Here is a 17,226-nt window from a genome sequence, read left to right on the forward strand (position 1 = left end):
GGAGGAGGCAGACGAAATGGGAATCCAAACGATGGATGGCCTTCACCGGCTGGTGGAGAAGCGACAAGACGAGCTGTTTCAGATCCTGGAACGGCTTATTTCTTGTCCAACGGTAAGCCCGCCGGCCCGCAATACGATGGGGGCACAGCAATATGTGGCCGACCTGCTGGAATCCATCGGGTTTGAAGCGGAGCTGTGGGAGGTTTATCCCGGCGATCCGAATGTAACGGCCGTTAAGAAGGGAAGCGCATCAGACCGGTATAACAGCCTGCTGCTGAACGGCCATATCGACGTCGCAGAAGTCGGGGACACCGGCGCGTGGGAACGAAACCCGTTTAAGCTGGTGATCGAGGATGGCCGCGCCTATGGCCGGGGAGCTAGCGACATGAAAGGCGGCCTTGCAGCTTTGCTGTTTGCTTTCAAGCTGCTGCATGAGGAAGGAATCGAGCTTAAAGGCGATCTTCACTTTCATTCCGTCATCGGCGAGGAGTCGGGCGAGGCGGGAACAAGGGCCTGCATGGAAAAGGGCTGCAGCGCAGATTTTGCCGTAGTGGCTGATGGCAGCGGCTGCAGGATTCAAGGACAAGGCGGCGTCATTACCGGCTGGGTTACGGTGCAGAGTCCGGTAACGCAGCATGACGGGCTTCGCTCGCGAATGATTCATGCGGGCGGGGGAGTCAAGGGCGCAAGCGCGATTGAGAAGATGATGAAGCTCATTCAGGGCCTGCAGGAGCTGGAGCGCCACTGGGCCGTCACCAAAAGTTATCCCGGCTTTGCACCGGGCAGCAACACAATCAATCCGGCCGTGATCGAAGGCGGCCGGCATGCGGCTTTTATTGCCGATCGCTGCGCGCTATGGATCACCGTTCATTTTTATCCCAATGAGGATTACGATTCGGTGACGGCAGAGATTGAAGATCATCTGCTGCGGGTCGCTGCGGCCGATCCCTGGCTGAAAGACCATCCGCCGGTATTCAAATGGGGCGGCAGGTCGATGATCGAAGATCGCGGCGAAATCTTCCCCGCGCTGGAGCTGGATACGCAGAATCCAGGTTTATTATCGCTGGCTGACTGGCATCGCCGTACTCATGGGAGTTTGCCCGAAGTCGGCATGAATCCGAGTGTGACAGATGCAGGCTGGATCGGCCGGGCCGGCATTCCGACGGTCATCTATGGACCAGGCGAGCTGGAGCAGGCCCATGCGGTCAATGAAAGCATATCCGTCCGGCAGCTCGTGGATTATGCGAAGGTCATGATCGGATTTATCACCGAATATTGTGAAACACCCAAAGGGAAGGGGAATGGGAAATGACGAAGACCGACCAAACGGCACAAGCCGCTGCGGCATGGACTCCGGCTGAGCATGAACAGGCGGAAAGTCCGGGACGGGGCAGGTTTACAGCCCGGCTTCACCGGTCTGTCCAGCGTGTCTGGGCCGGCTGCCATGCGCATCCTTTTCTGGAGGAGCTGAGAAGCGGAAGTTTGCCTCTGGACGTGTTTGCTTACTATATGAAACAGGATTACGTATTCCTCAAGGACTATGTCAAAATGTTTGCCTTGGGCAGTCTTAAAGCCCGGGACCTGGAGACAATGGGGAAATTCGCGGACCTGCTGCAGCAGACCTTGAATGTCGAAATGGAGCTGCACCGCCAATATGCCGAGAGGTTTGGCATCACCCGCGATGAGCTGGAAGCGACTGAGCCCGCACCGGTCACCCTGGCTTACACCAAATATATGCTGGACGCCGGCGCCCAGGGGACGCTCGGCGATGTTGTTGCTTCCCTGCTGCCGTGTATGTGGAGCTACAGTGAAATCGGCAGCGAAGCGGTCCGTCTCCATCCGGAATGTTTGGATCATGACCTCTACCGGGAATGGTTTGTCATGTACAGCTCGGACGAGTTTCGAAGTTTGGCCGATTGGTGTGTTCAGCTGATGGACCAGCTTGCCGAGGGACTTCCCGAGCGTGAGCTGGCCAGGCTGGAGGAACGGTTTGTCACGACCTCCCGGTTTGAGTATATGTTCTGGGATATGGCTTACCGCAAAGCCGCGTGGGACTTATGAGCATCAAGGAAACGGCTGGCCTTCCGTGCCTTTCGGTGCAGGAGCTGAGCTACGCCTTTGCCAAAGACAAACCGCTGTTTTGCAAGCTCAGCTTTGATCTGGCGGAAGGGGAATTTGTTTCGCTTCTGGCGCAGAGCGGTATGGGCAAAACGACTTTATTCCGTTTGATTGCCGGGCTGCTTAAACCGCAGAAGGGCGAAATTTATGCCCCTAAGCAGCAGATCGGCTATATGCCGCAAAGAGATTGCCTGATGCCCTGGCGGTCAGTGCTGGATAATGCCGCCGTAGGGCTTGAGGTCAAGGGCCTGTCTAAACGGGAGGCCAGACGACAGGCGTTCGAGCTGCTGCCGGAATTTGGCCTCGAAGGGACCGAACGCCGCATGCCGCATGAGCTGTCGGGCGGTATGCGGCAGCGTGTCTCCTTCATGCGCAGCCTGCTGGCCGGAGGGCGCCTGCTTCTGCTGGATGAGCCGTTCAGCGCTCTGGACGCGATGACCCGCATCAGCATGCAGGAGTGGCTGCTTCAAATCTGGGAGAAGCACCGGCCGACGATTCTGTTCATCACCCATGACGTAGATGAGGCTCTGCTGCTGTCGGACCGCCTGCTCATCGCTTCACATGCGCCGGTCTCCCGGCTGCATGGTCTTAAAGTCGGTCAGCCAAGACCCCGCAGCTACGAGACGCTGCTGACGCCGCCTTTTATAGATTTGAAGCAGCGGGTGCTTGAGCTGCTGCGTCCGGGGATGCCGTCACCCGAAGGAGCTTCGGCGCACAAGGAGGGGTGGGAATGAAGCGAATTCGCGATGTCTCCCCGTTTGTTCTGATGCTCGTGCTGGTGGCGGTGCTTTGGGAAGCCGCGACGACCTATCTGAATATTCCGCATTACATCATTCCCAAATTATCGGATGTGTTTCTTTCCCTGTGGGATAACCGCGGTCTGCTGGCCAAACATGCGGGAGTTACGTTTGGAGAATCCCTTTTGGGCCTGGCCTTCTCTATCGTGTTTGGCGTTCTGGCCGCGGTTTGGATCGAAGCCTCCGGCTTGGCCCAGAAAACGCTGTATCCGCTCATCATCGCTTCCCAAAGTGTTCCGATCATTGCCTTGTCGCCGATTATGGTGATGTGGTTCGGCTATGAGATCTGGAGCAAGGTGGCCGTCGTGATTTTGTTTACCTTCTTCCCGATCGCGGTAAATACGGCAGATGGCTTCCGCAGCGCGGATGCCGGCATCGGCGAGGTGCTGCGGACGATGGGAGCCGGCAGCAGACAGCTGTTCCTGAAGTGGAAGCTGCCCTCGGCCTGGCCGGGATTCTTCACGGGGCTCAAGCTATCTGCTACATACAGCGTAGGGGGCGCGACTTTGGGGGAATGGCTGGGCGGCGAATCCGGATTAGGCGTTTATACCAAAAGAGCTTCCAATATGCTTCGCGGCGATGCCGTGTTTTCCGGCGTGCTGCTTCTCGCGGCAATGGGCATGCTGATGTTTGCTGCGGCTCATCTGCTTGGCCGGATCTGTATGGCAAAGAGAAGAGAGCGCACATGACTGCTCTCTATTTATTTTTCTGAAAAGGGGAACGAAAAAAAGATGAACAAAGCTCTGCGATTTCATAAAAGCAGGCATCGGAATAATGACGGAAGGCGCCTAAAACTGGTACTCTTAACTATATGGCTTTGTTTGGCCGCAGGTCTCAGCGGATGTTCCGCCAATAAGTCGGCAGGCTCGGGACTTACCGAGGTAAACGTTTTGCTTGACTGGTACCCGAATGCGGTCCATTCCTTTTTGTTCGCCGCCGAGCAGGAGGGATACTTTGAACAAGAAGGCCTGAAGGTGAATCTGGAGACGCCGGCGGATACGAATGATGCGATCAAATTGCTGGCAGCGGGGAAAGCGGATCTTGCCATCAGCTACCAAATGCAGATTGCCCAGTCCCGGGCGGAGGATATTCCGGTCGTGTCCGTGGCAGCCCTCGTCCGCCACCCGCTGGATCAAATCTTTGTGCGTGAGGATTCGGACATTAAAAGTCCAAAGGATCTAGCCGGGAAAAAAATTGGTTATCCGTCAACACCTCTGAACGAAGCGATGGTGAACACGATGGTGGCCAGCGACGGCGGCGATCCTTCCCAGGTCAAATATACCGATATCGGCTGGGATTTGATTCCGGCCATGACGACCGGCAAGGTGGATGCCATTATCGGCGGTTATATCAACCATGAGAAGCTGCTCATCGAGAAGGAAGGCATTCCGCTGCGGACATTTGATCCGGCGGATTACGGGGTGCCTGATAATTATGAATTGGTGCTGGCGGCCAGTGAAGACGGGCTTGCCAAACACGAAGACACCATCCGCAAATTTCTGAAAGCCGCCGCTAAAGGGCAGGCGTACACCGTGCAGAACCCGGATCAGGCGCTGAATATTCTGCTGGAGCATGAGAACAAGGATTTTCCGCTCGATCCGGAGGTCGAGAAGCAGAGCTTGAATATTCTGCTGCCTATGATGGATGACGGGTCGGCCGGCTTCGGCGAGCAGACGGAGGCTTCATGGGAAGCAGTCATTCAGTGGCTGAAGGACCATGGACAAATCAAAGCAGACACAACGATCAAGGCACAGGATGCATTCCGCAATCTAGGCGTTTAGCACCGCAGCAGACTTGGACAGAACAATGACCGATGGTCCAGCCCCCCTGCTGCAGCTATGCCTAGAGGCGTCGCCCGTTCGGAGCAAGGAACTCCGAGGAATTCAGGGATTGGCGCCGGCCGGGAATGCAGGCCTGAGGAAGAGAGGCATAGATGCTGGAGAGATATTCAAGACAAATGTTATTCGCGCCGATTGGAGAGCAGGGCCAGCGGACTTTGATGAGCAAGTCCATATTAATCGTCGGAATGGGAGCGCTCGGGACAGTGCTGGCAAACCATATGGTTCGTTCAGGCGTAGGCAGGGTCCGTATGGTGGACCGCGATTATGTCGAACCGAGCAACCTGCAGCGGCAGATGCTTTATGACGAGGAAGATGCCGAGCAAGGGCTTCCGAAAGTCATTGCGGCCAAACATAAACTTAGCCGGATCAACTCCTCCGTGGAGCTGGAGGCCGTGTTCTCTGATGTAACGGCTGCAAATATCGAAGGGTTGCTTAGCGGCGTAGACCTCGTTCTGGATGGAACCGACAATTTTCAGACCCGGTTTCTGCTGAACGACGCCTGCTATCGTCAAGGCATCCCGTTCGTGTATGGCGGAGCCGTCAGCTCGCGCGGGATGAACGCCATATTTGTACCGGGGGTAACGCCTTGTTTGCGCTGTTTCATTTCCTCGGCCGACGGCGGAGGACAGACCTGTGACACCATCGGTGTTATTTCACCGATCGTGGACATTGTAGCCTCTTATCAGGCTGCCGAAGCGCTGAAGTTCCTAGTAGGAGCAGCCGAGCAGCGGCGGGGCAGCCTGCTTACGCTGGATATCTGGCAGAACCAGTATTTCGAAATGAAGCTGGGCAAGCCGAAGGAGAACTGCCCTTGCTGTGGTCTCAAGCAGTATCCGGCGCTGGACCAGCAGGCGGAGGAAATGGTCTCGCTGTGCGGACGCGAATCGGTGCAGATTTCGGGGCATGAGCCTTTTGAGCTGGAAGCGTGGAAGGACCGGTTATCTCCGGCTGTCAAAGAGACGAAACTGAATCCTTATTTGCTCCGCGCCGAGCTCCATGAAGGACAGCGGCTTGTGCTGTTTGCCGATGGACGAGTCCTCGTCCAGGGAACGGATGATTTGATCCGGGCCAAAACCTTATATGCCCGGTATATTGGCGGCTGACAATACGGCTTGCAAAGAGGATCAAATGAGGTTCGGATGGGATCAGAGATCAGATTAGGCATTAGTTGGGGAAAGGAGAGGAAGGGATTGAAAGATTTCAGATTATATGCCATTACGGGCGAGCAGTTCCATCCAGGCAGGGATTTAATCGAGGTGATGGAGGAAGCGATTATGGGCGGGGCGGATATCCTTCAGCTCCGCGACAAGCACAGCGGGCGAGAAGAGCTGCTGCGCAAAGCCAAGGATTTGCGGGTGTTGACCCGGAAGCATGGCGTGACGTTTATCGTCAATGACCATGTGGACATTGCCCTCGAAGCTGAGGCAGACGGCATTCATCTGGGTCAAGGCGATATGCCGCTCACCGAGGCACGCAAGCTCGTCGGCGGCAAAATCATTGGCATCTCCACACACGCGATTGAAGAGGCGCTTGCTGCGGAAGAGCAGGGAGCGGATTACATCGGGGTTGGCCCGGTGTATCCGACAGCTACGAAGGCGGAAGCGGCTCCGGTTAGCTTGTCCTATGTGCGTGAAGTGGCAGCGCGCATCCGGATTCCGTTTGTAGCGATTGGAGGGATCAAGCTGGACAATGTGGATGCCGTCCTGGCGGCCGGAACGACTAGAATTTGTGCGGTTAGCGAAATTGTAGGCAGCAGCGACGTAGCGGGTACCTGCCGGGCCTTCATCCGCAAGATTGAGGAGAGCAGGTCGCGCATATGGAGCTGATCATTAACGGGACGACCCGGGAGCTAGAGGCTGAAACGTTGGCGGATGTGGTAGAGCTGCTCGGGCTGACCGGGAAGCCGGTCGTAGCTGAAGCAGACGGACTGGTCGTAACTTCAGAGGCGTGGGCGTCCACTGCGGTCAGACCGGGAATGAGCATCGAGCTGGTTCATTTTGTAGGAGGGGGTTAATCGCGATGAGTGGAGGAATTAATCCTTCTTCGCCTTTTGGCGGAGTTAAGCAGACAGCCGGGAGGGATACTTGGAGAATAGGGGAAACCACGCTGACTTCGCGTTTTTTCCTGGGTACAGGCTTATTCCCGAATCCTTATGTACAGATGGAAGCGATAGCGGCTTCCGGAGCGGAGGTGCTGACCTTTGCGATCCGTCGGGTGAATCTGGAGGCAGCCGAAGATGACTCGATCCTGCAGCATCTGCAGGACCGGAGCTTCATTTATCTGCCGAACACCTCGGGGGCGCGAACGGCGGAGGAAGCGGTGCGGATCGCACGGCTGGCCAGAGCATCCGGATTGAGCGACTGGGTGAAGGTGGAGATCAGCGCGAACGAACGGACGCTGCTGCCTGACCCGATCGAAACGCTGAAAGCGACTGAAATTCTGGTCAAGGAGGGTTTTACGGTTCTGCCATACATTTCGGATGATCCGATCATCTGCAAGAAGCTGGAAGAGGCGGGGGCTGCCGCGATTATGCCGGGCGCGGCTCCGATTGGAACAGGACTGGGACTGCTGAATCCTTACAACATCGGGTTAATTGTGGAAGAGAGCCGTGTACCGGTTATCGTGGATGCGGGGCTTGGAACGGCTAGCGATGTCACCCAAGCGATGGAACTGGGGGTATCCGGTGTACTGATGAATACGCCTGTCGCCAAAGCCAAAAATCCGGCCGGGATGGCCGAAGCGATGAAGCTGGCTATTGCCGCGGGCAGGCTGGCCTATTTGTCGGGACGGATGTCCAAGAAGCGGTATGCATCGGCGAGCAGCGGACTCGATTCCTTTAAGCTTCAATAAGACAAGGTCTTAGAGCGGGAGTGAAAGCACATGAAGCAGCGAATTATGGTGATGGGCGGCGGTGTAGTGGGTCTGGCCAGCGCTTTTGAACTGGCCAGCCGCGGTTACGCGGTAACGGTCCTGGAGACCGGACGCTGCGGGGGGCAAGCTTCGGGCGCTGCCGCAGGCATGCTGGCTCCGTATTCGGAGAATCTGGAGTTCCCGGACGAATTTTTTCAGCTGTGCCTTGAAAGCCTCCAGCTGTATCCAGCCTGGCAGACCCGAGTGAAGGAGGTGTCCGGGCGCACCTTTGAGTATACGGAATCCGGCAGCCTTTATATTGTTTATCATGAAGCGGATATGCTGGCTCTGGAAAGCCGTCGTTTATGGCAAAGGGAATATGGATCATCTGCGTCCATTCTGGAAGGGGATGCGCTGTTTGAGCGGGAACCCCAGCTGTCCCGGCAGGTGCGTGCCGCGCTGTGGACACCGGAGGAAAGCCATGTTTATGCGCCCGATTATGTCAAAGCGCTTGAAGAAGGCTGCCGCCGGCTTGGCGTGGTAATTGCCGAGGAATTGACTGCACTGGAGTGGGCGGAACAAGGCGGAACGGTGCAAGTGAAAGCTCGGGACGGCAGCGTATTTAGCGGCGATCAGCTGCTCATCTGCACGGGAGCCTGGGCCGGGGAGCTGTCTGAGCAGCTGGGAATTGTTGTCCCCATCCGGCCGATCCGGGGCCAAATTTGCGCTTATCATACCGAAGGGTTTCAAGAGCCGCTTCATCATATGGTCTTCAGCAGCCAGGGTTACCTGGTGCAGAAAGAGTCGGGCAATCTTGTCTGCGGCGCTTCCGAGGACATGGCCGGGTTCGATTCATCGGTTACGGAAAGAGGAATTAACCGGCTGATGGAATGGAATAAGAAAATGCTGCCGGTTTTGGCCGGGGAAATCCCATTTCACCGTTGGGCAGGTCTCAGACCGGCTACCCAGGACGGAGCGCCGCTGATCGGACGGCTGCCGGAACATCCGAATGTGATGCTGGCGGCAGGCCATTACCGCAACGGTATCTTATTGAGTCCAGTCACAGCCCAGCTGACGGCGGATATGGTTGACGGCAGGGAACTGCCGGGCTGGGCCGGAGCCTTCCGGCCTGAGCGGTTCGGCACTTTAACTTCAATCTAAGGAGAAAGACCCGGTCACCCGGGTTGAGTATGCACTGAATAATAGGTAGCAAAATACGAAAGCGTCCAGACCGGATCAGCCGGTTTGGACGCTTTTTATATTTATGGCATGCATGATTCATAGCCATTATGGAAAAATTATCATTAAAATTTCTTGCTTACGGGGCTTGCGGATTGTGAAAGAGCTTCGGTAGAACGGGAGAGGGAAAGGAGGATATGCATGGCCGCAGGAGCGTCAGGGGGTCAAGAGGATCAAGTTGTAAAAGTGAAAGGCATATTAAGCGAGGATCTGACTTTTATCCGGCAACACTTTCATCGCTGCTCGGATCTGGCTTACCGGACCTTTTCTTTTGAATCCGGACATCGGGGAGCTTTGGTCTTTATCGACGGGCTTGTAGATGATACGCGGATTGAGCAGGTGATTCTGGAGCCGCTGAAAACGGGGATTTTGACCCGGTACGGGCATTCCGATTTGACGGACCCTGAGCTGAGGTCCCTGCTCGAGCTCTCTATAAATGAAATTCAAGCCGATCAGGTGAAGACGTTGGATTTGATGAATGAAATTGCGGACAGCATTTGCCTTGGCGATACGGCTTTGTTTATGTAGGGCCTGCCGGAAGTGTTCATGATCAGCTTGAGGAAATCAGAGCAGCGCGCCATTGAAGAGCCCGGAACGGAAATGGCGATCCGCGGCCCCAGAGACGGCTTTGTGGAGAGTTTGAGAACCAATGCCACTTTGCTTAGACGCAGGCTGCCTACTCCGGATCTGAAGATGGAGGTTATGCAAGTCGGACGTTTGTCCAAAACGCAGGTTATGATCGTTTATCTGGATTCCGTAGTCATGCCCGGATTGACGGAAGAGATCAAGAAGAGAATTTCCAGGATCGATATTGATGCGGTGCTGGACAGTCATTATATCGAAGAAATGATCACCGACAGCGCCTTAAGCATATTCCCCCTGATGTTAAATACCGAAAGGCCGGATAAGGTCACGGCTGCGGTTCTGGAGGGAAGGGCGGCCATTCTGGTCGACAATACTCCTTTTGCTTTAATTGCTCCTTCGGTTGTGGCGGATTCCATTCAAACCCGTGAAGACTATTACCAGAATTATCTTGTGGCTACGGCCCTCAGATGGCTGAGAATGTGGCTTCATTTCAGCGCACTGGTATTTCCTTCAATTTATGTGGCGCTTTCAACCTTTCACCAGGAAATGATTCCGACCAGCCTGCTGCTCAGCATCGCTTCATCCCGTGAAGATGTTCCTTTCCCGGCGATCGTGGAGGCTTTGCTGATGGAAGCCGCTTTTGAGGGGCTCAGGGAAGCTGGCATCCGGCTGCCCCGGGCAGTTGGCCAGGCCGTGAGTATCGTGGGAGCGCTGGTTATCGGCGAGGCTGCCGTGCAGGCGGGGATTGTATCGGCTACGCTGGTCATTGTCGTGTCTTTTACCGGGATTGCCTCGTTTGTGTTTCCGCTATACAACCAGGGCATGGCGATTCGTGTACTGCGTTTTCCGATGATTTTATTGGCTGGTTTTCTGGGGTTATACGGGATTTTTCTCGGATTGCTGGTTTTAATGATTCATTTGTGCAAGCTTCGTTCTTTTGGCGTTCCTTATCTATCGCCTATTGCTCCCTTGCATGTGAGAGATTTAAAGGATTTGTTTATTCGTATTCCTCTCTGGGGAGTTAAACATAGACCCGTCTCTATTCAAAGCCAAAACTTGCGGCGGATGGAAGGGCGTCTGCGTCCTGAGCCGTCTAATAAGAGCTGAAGCGGGTATTTCTCGGAAAGGGTGAAACTATGCGTCGTAAGACAGCTTCCTTGCTGGTCATGCTGATAATGAGCCTGCTGTTGACCTCCTGCTGGAGCGAACGGGAAATTGACGGTATTGCCATCGTGACTGCAACGGGCCTGGACCGAATGGATAATGGAAAACTCCGCTTATCGCTGCAGATTGCAGTGCCTCGTCTCTTTGGAACGGGGTCTGCACAGGGAGGCGTGGAAAGCAAATTGGACAGCTCCGCGGGATGGGTCGTATCCGAGGAAGGGGATTCTATTATGGAGATCACTCGTATTCTCCAGACGAAGATCCCCCGGGAAATCTTTTATTCGCAGAGCCGGGTGATTATCATTGGGAAAAAATTGGCGGTCAGCGGCTTGCAGCCGGTAATGGACTTCTTTGAGCGTTACAGACAGTCCCAATTAATCAGCTATATAGCCATTTCCAAAACCACGGCCCTGGACATCTTAAATTTCCACCCCAAGTTCGAGAAGCTGGGCTCTGAGGTTCTTAAGCAGGAAATGCGCCAAAATTTGACTCCTAGCGTCCAGTTTATTGATTTTCTTAACACGCTTATGTCGGAAGGGATTGAGCCCTACGCGCCAATGGTAGAGCTGCTTCCTTCGCAGGAGGGGGAGGGAGCACAAAAACAGTTTAATAACGTGGCTGTTACCGGGCTTGCGATGTTTCACAAGGATAAAATGGTCGGGGAAACGGATGAAGAGACCAGCCGTGGGATCATGTGGGTCAACAACAAAATTCATAAAGGTGTCATCACGATCAGCGTGCCGGGAGCAGAACGCGAAGGGAAGATTAGTACGGAATTGGAAAGAGTTGCGGCGAAACGGATAACGGAAATCCGAAACGGCAAGGTGCATATTAAGTTAAAAATCAATCTTACAGAAAATGTTTATGAAAATACATCTGATCTTGATATGGACAACGCCCGGAATGTGGATCTGATTCAGCAGAAGATAGAGGATTCAATCAAGAAGCGGATATATGCAAGCTGCAAGCTGGTTCAGGGAAAATACAATACCGATGTCTATGGATTTGGACAATCCGTATATCGCCGTTATCCCAAGCTATGGCATAAGGAATATAAAGAGCGTTGGAATGAATTATTTCCATAGATTCAACTGGAAGTGAAAATTGACGGCCGTATTATCCGCAGTGGGCTGACCAACAATGTGATCAAAACCGAGGAGTGAGTTCATTGCTTCGAATTTCCAAGTATCAGCTGTTCGCCATGGTCGTTATTTTTCAATTGGGCACCACGATCATATTCGGATTTGCCTCTTCTGCGGGAAGAGATGCCTGGATTTCGAGTCTTCTTGTGACAGTGCTGGGCTCTATTGTGGTAGGCGGCTATCTGCTGATCTTCAGATTAACAGGAGGCCTTACCCTGGTCGAATGGCCGACGGCCTTGCTTGGGAAATGGATCGGCATGCCGATTGCCTGGCTGTACCCGTTTGTTTTTATTTATGACGGGGCAAGAATCGTCAGCGACATCCGGTTTCTATTTCCCATCACTATCCTCCATGGAACGCCCAATTGGATTATCGGCATCTCTTTTCTGGCGGTAGTAGCTTATGCCCTTTATAGCGGGTTTGAGGTCGTAGCCCGAATGCTCAGTATTTTTTTCCCGCTGCTTGTCGTGTTTCTGCTTGCAGAAACGGTGTTATTGGGGTTCTCCGGACGGATTAACCTGTTAAATTTGCTGCCTGTTTTGGGGGAAGGGTGGAACAGGGTTTTTCAAACGATCTGGCCCTTAGGGATTACGCAGACTTTCGGAGAAACGATCGAATTTGCGATGTTTTGGGGATATCTTGATAGCAAAGACAGGGCGCAGCTAGGCCGGATTATGGTGGGGGGATGTGTGCTGTCAGGTTTATGCATCACATTATATATCCTTCTAGGATCAGCATGTATGGGCGAATCGATCTATAAGCAGATGATGTATCCTGTCTTTGCTTTGCTCAAACTTCCAAATATATTCGATCTGCTGGATAACCTGGATGCAGTCGGCGTAATTTATTTGGTTATAACCGCATTCGGCAAGCTGTCTCTGCATTTGTTCGCTGCTGTATTCTGCATTCGAAAGCTTCTCGGAGCCCGGAAGGACTGGGGTATCATCACTTTCTTGTGTCCGCTGGTTTTTTTTTATTTCCATGACGATGGTGATTAGCTTTACGGATCATCTGCAGGTTGCCACTTTTGTGCTTCCTTCCCGAATATGGCTGCCTTTGTTCATTTATTTGCCAATGCTCTTTCTCGGGACAGCCCTGCTGAAAAAAATGTTCCGGGGGGCGAGGTTATGAACGAACATTGGTTTCCGTGGGAGTCCATGAATTTTATCACCACTCCCTGGAAGCTTCAGCTGGCTTTGCTCGGATCAGCTCTGGTTCTCTCAATGGTAAGCTGGTACAGATTATCCGGCAGCAAAACCAAAAGAAAACCGCCTTCGAACAAAAAGGGTTCGAGAGGCGGCGATTCAAAGGCTCGTATTATAGAACAGGATGACCCCGAGGTCAATGGATCGTAGCGTTCTTCCGGCGTTTTCGGCCTTTAAGCCGGACATTGACCAGCAGGATGCTCGCCAGCACCAGGATCATGCCGAGTCCAAGGCGCAGGCTGACCTGCTCGTGCATAAACAGGGCGCTGAAGCAAAGAGCGAGCAGCGGGATCAGGAAGGTGAACGAACCCACCTTGCTTGCTTCGCCGGATTGTACAAGCCGGAAGAATACAAACCAGCCGATCGCGATCACAAACACGGAAATAAACAGCAGGTCGCCAAGGAATGCGGGTCTCCACTCAATAGCTGTGAACGATTCGGTAGCGCCTCCCCATAGAAACAGGAACAGACTGCCGAACAGCAGCTGGACTGCCGTCATCCAGATAACATCTACAGAATCTCCGATCCGCTTAATGAAGACCGTTCCCAGACACCAGCTGACTGCGGAAGCAAGGGCAAGCAAAATACCTATCACCGACAGCCCTTCACTGATTCCTCCGGCGCTGATCACCCCAACCCCGCAGAAGCCGAGGAGCAAACCGGCCATTTTGAGCAGCGACATCGACTCGCCAAGCCATATCCAGGAACAGATGCCGAGCAGGACAGGCTGAAGAAAGACAATAGCCGAGAAGATACCCGCCGGCATATAGCCAAGCCCCACCGTTTGCAGACCGTAGTAGAGCGTGATGTTCAGAATGCCCGCTATTAAATAAGCCGGCCAGTTTCGCCGCAGATTAAGCTTTTTATAGTTGGGCAGGGCGATCAACACCAGAAGTATTCCGCCAATAAAAGTGCGGATCGCGGCAAACAGGACAGGCGGTGTATAGGCTAAGGCCATTTTGGAGAGAGGCCAGTTGACGGCCCAAACCAATATAAGGAACGATAAATAAAACGCCGTCTGGCGTTTGGAAAGTGGACTCATGCTGAGGAATCTCCTTTGCTCAATAATGACATATTTAAAAACTTAATTATTATATCGCAAAATCGACCAAAGCGGGTGAGTTTCATAAGAATGGTAACCGGATTTTGATGTATACTACGTTCATCCTGTATATCATGAACATAGAAGGGAGCGGCAGATCGCTATGAAAGCAGAACAGTCGAATTGGGAAAGGAAGCCGGCGGCCGGCCAGGAATCGGGAGTATGGAGGGTATTTGCAGCTGTGCCCCTTCCAGGCAGCATTAAGCAGCGTTTGGCAGCCTGGTGTAAGGAAGAGCAGTCCAAGCACCGGTTCAAGAAATGGGTTTATCACGAGGATTTTCATATTACGGTTCAGTTTCTGGGCGATATCAACCCGGCAAAGGTCCCGGAGATTCAGCAGGCCTTAACAACAGCGGCAACGGGCATAACCCCCTTCCCCGTAAAGCTGGCCGGGACAGGCATCTTTGGCCGTCCCGTGCAGCCCAGGGTGCTTTGGGCGGCCATTCGGGAGGGGAACAAGGAATTAGAGCGTCTGCATGCAGCGGTAACGGCAAATTTGGCGCCGCTTGGATTCATTCCGGAAGAGCGTCCTTACAGCCCGCATGTCACATTAGCCCGTCAATTTCTCCCCGGTCAGCTGGAAGCGGGTGCGAACTTACAGGCTGTAGAAACGGAATTTGGCAGCTGGAAGGCTGATTCCGTGGTGCTGTACCGGACCCGGATGGGACGTCAGCCGATGTATGAGGGGGTGGCGGAGGCGCCCTTCAAAGGTGTATGAATTCGCAGGCGTATGAATAATAAGGTTCCTTATTTAATGCCAAGTCTCATCCGATAACTGATTAAGAGCTCCAGAGTCTGACCGTCAAACGAGGCCTCCGTCTTGTGCCGAAATTCTTCGGCGGCCTCCAGAATATCCGCTGCTCCCAGCTTTAAAGCGGTTTGAATGCCGCCTTGGCTTAAGGCCAGGTTTACATATCTTTCTGCATTAAAGGTCTCGCGCTGATGGAACACAATCTCGCGGGTATAACGAAACCATCCGGAAGTGCGGATTTGCTGCAAATGCTGGTTTTTGTCTCTTTTTACGGCCCATTTATCCTGTTCAGCCAGCTCCCGGGCACGTTGATCGCCAAGCTCCAGCAAATTCATATACTGCTCCTCGATCTCCCAGCGGAAGGCAGGCGGCCAGTCACAGTCATAAGCGGCAAAGACGCCTCCCGGCTTCAATACGCGTGCGAACTCACGCAGGGTGCTGACGGGCTCCATCCAGTGAAAGGACTGGGAGCAGGTAATCACGTCGGCAGAAGCGGAAGGAAGCTCAAGCTGATGGGAGAGGCCTTTTACGAATGCAAGGCCTTCGGGTTCCTGCAGCTGCCTCCATTTACCGACAGCAACCGAACGCATGTCGTCATTAGGCTCTACGCCGATGACCTTTCGAGCCTCCCCCAGCCAAAGAAAGGAAGAGAGACCGGTTCCGCAGCCCACATCCACAACGAGTTCCGGCTTGCTGTTCAGATAGCCTTCAACGAGGCGGACAACCTCCGTAGGCGCACTAGGGCGGTTCTGGTCATAAAGATTTCCAAATCCGTTAAAGCGATTGATGTTATTGGGGTTCGTCTGCTCGGGCATGATGAGTCTCCTTCCTAAACAAGGGTTTGATTCTTTTTATTATAATTGGCTAAACGAAATAAGGAAAATTAAGACCGGAATGCTAAGTTCCTTGACGACTGTTTCGTGGCGGGGCATATTTGAGTTGCCTTAAATCATCCGGCTATGCAGCGGGATTGCTATTTCGGATCTATGGCGCTAAAGTGAGAATGTAACCTTATCATTATTCAAAGTAGGAGCCTTCTATGTTTCAAAACAAAAGTCAGAACAAGCAACTGAAACAAATTAATCAAATCAGATTTAGTCCACCGCAGATGTTGTCCTTGGGTTTCCTGATTATGATCGTTGTCGGCGCGCTGCTGCTGATGCTTCCGATTTCACTCAGGCCGGGAAAGTCCCTCTCTTTCCTGAACGCGCTATTTGAGGCAACCTCAGCCGTTTGTGTGACCGGACTTGTAGTGACCGATACCGGAACGACCTTCACGGTGTTTGGTCAAACGGTTCTCCTGCTGTTGATCCAGGTGGGAGGCCTCGGCTTTATGACCTTCGGTATCCTTGTAGCCATGCTGTTGGGCAAGAAAATCAGCCTTTCCAACCGCCTGATGGCGCAAAGCGCAATGAACCAGTTCAATTTGTCAGGGATCGTCAAACTGGTCAAGCTGGTGCTGGTCATGACGCTTGTCATCGAAGGGGCCGGCGCTTTGCTGCTGACTATCACTTGGGCAAGAGAAATGCCCTTGGGCTGGGCGATTTACTACGGGATTTTTCATTCAATATCTTCTTTTAATAATGCAGGATTTGATATCATGGGCGATTATGCCAGTATGACCGCTTATGTCGGCAGCTGGCCAGTCAACCTGGTTTTATCTTTTTTATATATTTTGGGCGGTTTGGGTTTCACGGTTATTCTGGAAGTTGTTCAGAAGATCAGGAAATGGAGATGGTCGCTGCATACCCGGATCGTTATGGGAGCAACGCTGCTGCTGAACCTTGTGGCATCGGTGCTGTTCTTCTTACTGGAACGCCATAATCCTTTAACCCTTGGATCACTCCCGCTCGGAGATCAGATTCTGGCTTCCTACTTTCAGGGGACGGTTCCGAGAACAGCAGGCTTCAATACGGTGGATTTGACCCAGATGAACAGCGATTCCGTGCTGCTGATGATGGGCCTGATGTTTATCGGCGGATCTTCGGGTTCTACGGCAGGCGGTATCAAAATCACAACCTTCTTCCTGCTGCTGCTAGTGGTATGGACGTTTATCAAACAAAGAGAGGACGTAACCATTCTTCGTAAACGGATCCCCAAGGATCTGGTATTCCGGGCGCTGGCTATTTCTATGATCGGGATCGGCCTCGTCTTTACAGGCAGCTTCCTGCTGGAGGTAACGGAGAAGGGACTCCCGCTAATGAATCTTGCCTTTGAAGCCGTGTCTGCGTTTGGTACGGTAGGATTAACGCTTGGGGTTACACCAAATTTGAGCGAATGGGGAAAAATCATCATTATGCTGCTCATGTTTGTAGGACGGCTTGGGCCGCTGACCATCGCGCTTGCGCTGACCCGTTCCAAACACGATTCCAAGCTTAAATATCCGGAAGAGAAAATCCTGATCGGGTAAAAATATCGCGGTTTGCAGCCTG

Annotated in this window: 17 protein-coding genes and 1 pseudogene; 16 read left to right on the top strand and 2 right to left on the bottom strand. The window is 53.3% G+C overall.

From position 1 onward, the window contains the following. Positions 1-16 precede the first annotated feature (16 nt). From AWM70_RS06300 to AWM70_RS06365, 14 genes and pseudogenes are all read left to right on the top strand, one after another. Positions 17-1,312, top strand: coding sequence for an acetylornithine deacetylase (locus tag AWM70_RS06300; RefSeq protein WP_237167844.1), 1,296 nt, complete (start codon positions 17-19; stop codon positions 1,310-1,312). After that, positions 1,309-2,061 carry a thiaminase II gene (tenA, locus tag AWM70_RS06305; RefSeq protein WP_068694841.1) on the top strand — a complete coding sequence of 251 codons (753 nt, stop codon included), beginning with the start codon at positions 1,309-1,311 and terminating at the stop codon, positions 2,059-2,061. Before AWM70_RS06300 ends, tenA begins: the two co-directional genes overlap by 4 nt. Then, complete coding sequence (locus AWM70_RS06310; protein ID WP_068694842.1) at positions 2,058-2,852, top strand: ABC transporter ATP-binding protein; 795 nt, start codon at positions 2,058-2,060, stop codon at positions 2,850-2,852. The genes tenA and AWM70_RS06310 overlap by 4 nt, the downstream gene beginning before the upstream one ends. Beyond that, on the top strand, positions 2,849-3,604 hold the full coding sequence (locus tag AWM70_RS06315) for an ABC transporter permease (protein ID WP_068694843.1): 756 nt from the start codon (positions 2,849-2,851) through the stop codon (positions 3,602-3,604). Before AWM70_RS06310 ends, AWM70_RS06315 begins: the two co-directional genes overlap by 4 nt. Before the next feature lie 201 nt (positions 3,605-3,805). Next, complete coding sequence (locus tag AWM70_RS06320) at positions 3,806-4,696, top strand: ABC transporter substrate-binding protein (protein WP_237167845.1); 891 nt, start codon at positions 3,806-3,808, stop codon at positions 4,694-4,696. A gap of 152 nt (positions 4,697-4,848) precedes the next feature. Further along, on the top strand, positions 4,849-5,859 hold the full coding sequence (locus AWM70_RS06325; protein ID WP_068694845.1) for a ThiF family adenylyltransferase: 1,011 nt from the start codon (positions 4,849-4,851) through the stop codon (positions 5,857-5,859). 87 nt (positions 5,860-5,946) lie between these two features. After that, a complete protein-coding gene (thiE, locus tag AWM70_RS06330) occupies positions 5,947-6,582 on the top strand; it encodes a thiamine phosphate synthase (RefSeq protein ID WP_068694846.1) in 636 nt (211 codons plus the stop codon). Next, entirely contained in the window at positions 6,573-6,770 is a 198-nt protein-coding gene (gene thiS, locus AWM70_RS06335) for a sulfur carrier protein ThiS (protein WP_068694847.1), read from the top strand. The genes thiE and thiS overlap by 10 nt, the downstream gene beginning before the upstream one ends. 5 nt (positions 6,771-6,775) lie before the next feature. After that, on the top strand, positions 6,776-7,606 hold the full coding sequence (locus AWM70_RS06340; protein WP_083180144.1) for a thiazole synthase: 831 nt from the start codon (positions 6,776-6,778) through the stop codon (positions 7,604-7,606). A 30-nt stretch (positions 7,607-7,636) separates the two neighbouring features. After that, positions 7,637-8,767, top strand: coding sequence for a glycine oxidase ThiO (thiO, locus tag AWM70_RS06345; protein WP_068694848.1), 1,131 nt, complete (start codon positions 7,637-7,639; stop codon positions 8,765-8,767). Positions 8,768-8,986: 219 nt separating this feature from the next. Beyond that, a pseudogene (locus AWM70_RS06350) lies at positions 8,987-10,537 on the top strand (spore germination protein). 29 nt (positions 10,538-10,566) lie between these two features. After that, positions 10,567-11,679: a Ger(x)C family spore germination protein gene (locus AWM70_RS06355; protein WP_068694849.1), complete on the top strand. Its 1,113-nt coding sequence runs from the start codon at positions 10,567-10,569 to the stop codon at positions 11,677-11,679. Between the two features lie 83 nt (positions 11,680-11,762). Then, positions 11,763-12,734, top strand: coding sequence for a GerAB/ArcD/ProY family transporter (locus AWM70_RS06360; RefSeq protein WP_068694850.1), 972 nt, complete (start codon positions 11,763-11,765; stop codon positions 12,732-12,734). Positions 12,735-12,863: 129 nt separating this feature from the next. Further along, positions 12,864-13,091, top strand: coding sequence for a hypothetical protein (locus AWM70_RS06365; protein WP_151208732.1), 228 nt, complete (start codon positions 12,864-12,866; stop codon positions 13,089-13,091). On the opposite strand, the gene AWM70_RS06370 is transcribed toward AWM70_RS06365, so the two are convergent. Next, a complete protein-coding gene (locus tag AWM70_RS06370) occupies positions 13,078-13,983 on the bottom strand; it encodes a DMT family transporter (protein ID WP_068694852.1) in 906 nt (301 codons plus the stop codon). The two genes, AWM70_RS06365 and AWM70_RS06370, sit on opposite strands and share 14 nt — an antisense overlap. A 163-nt stretch (positions 13,984-14,146) precedes the next feature. Between AWM70_RS06370 and thpR the strand changes: the two genes are divergently transcribed. Continuing rightward, entirely contained in the window at positions 14,147-14,761 is a 615-nt protein-coding gene (thpR, locus tag AWM70_RS06375) for an RNA 2',3'-cyclic phosphodiesterase (RefSeq protein WP_068694853.1), read from the top strand. A gap of 29 nt (positions 14,762-14,790) precedes the next feature. On the opposite strand, the gene AWM70_RS06380 is transcribed toward thpR, so the two are convergent. Beyond that, positions 14,791-15,609, bottom strand: coding sequence for a class I SAM-dependent methyltransferase (locus AWM70_RS06380; RefSeq protein ID WP_068694854.1), 819 nt, complete (start codon positions 15,607-15,609; stop codon positions 14,791-14,793). Positions 15,610-15,833: 224 nt separating this feature from the next. Between AWM70_RS06380 and AWM70_RS06385 the strand changes: the two genes are divergently transcribed. After that, complete coding sequence (locus AWM70_RS06385) at positions 15,834-17,204, top strand: TrkH family potassium uptake protein (RefSeq protein ID WP_068694855.1); 1,371 nt, start codon at positions 15,834-15,836, stop codon at positions 17,202-17,204. The last annotated feature ends 22 nt before the right edge of the window (positions 17,205-17,226 follow it).

It is taken from the genome of Paenibacillus yonginensis (assembly GCF_001685395.1).
Lineage (GTDB): Bacteria > Bacillota > Bacilli > Paenibacillales > Paenibacillaceae > Fontibacillus > Fontibacillus yonginensis.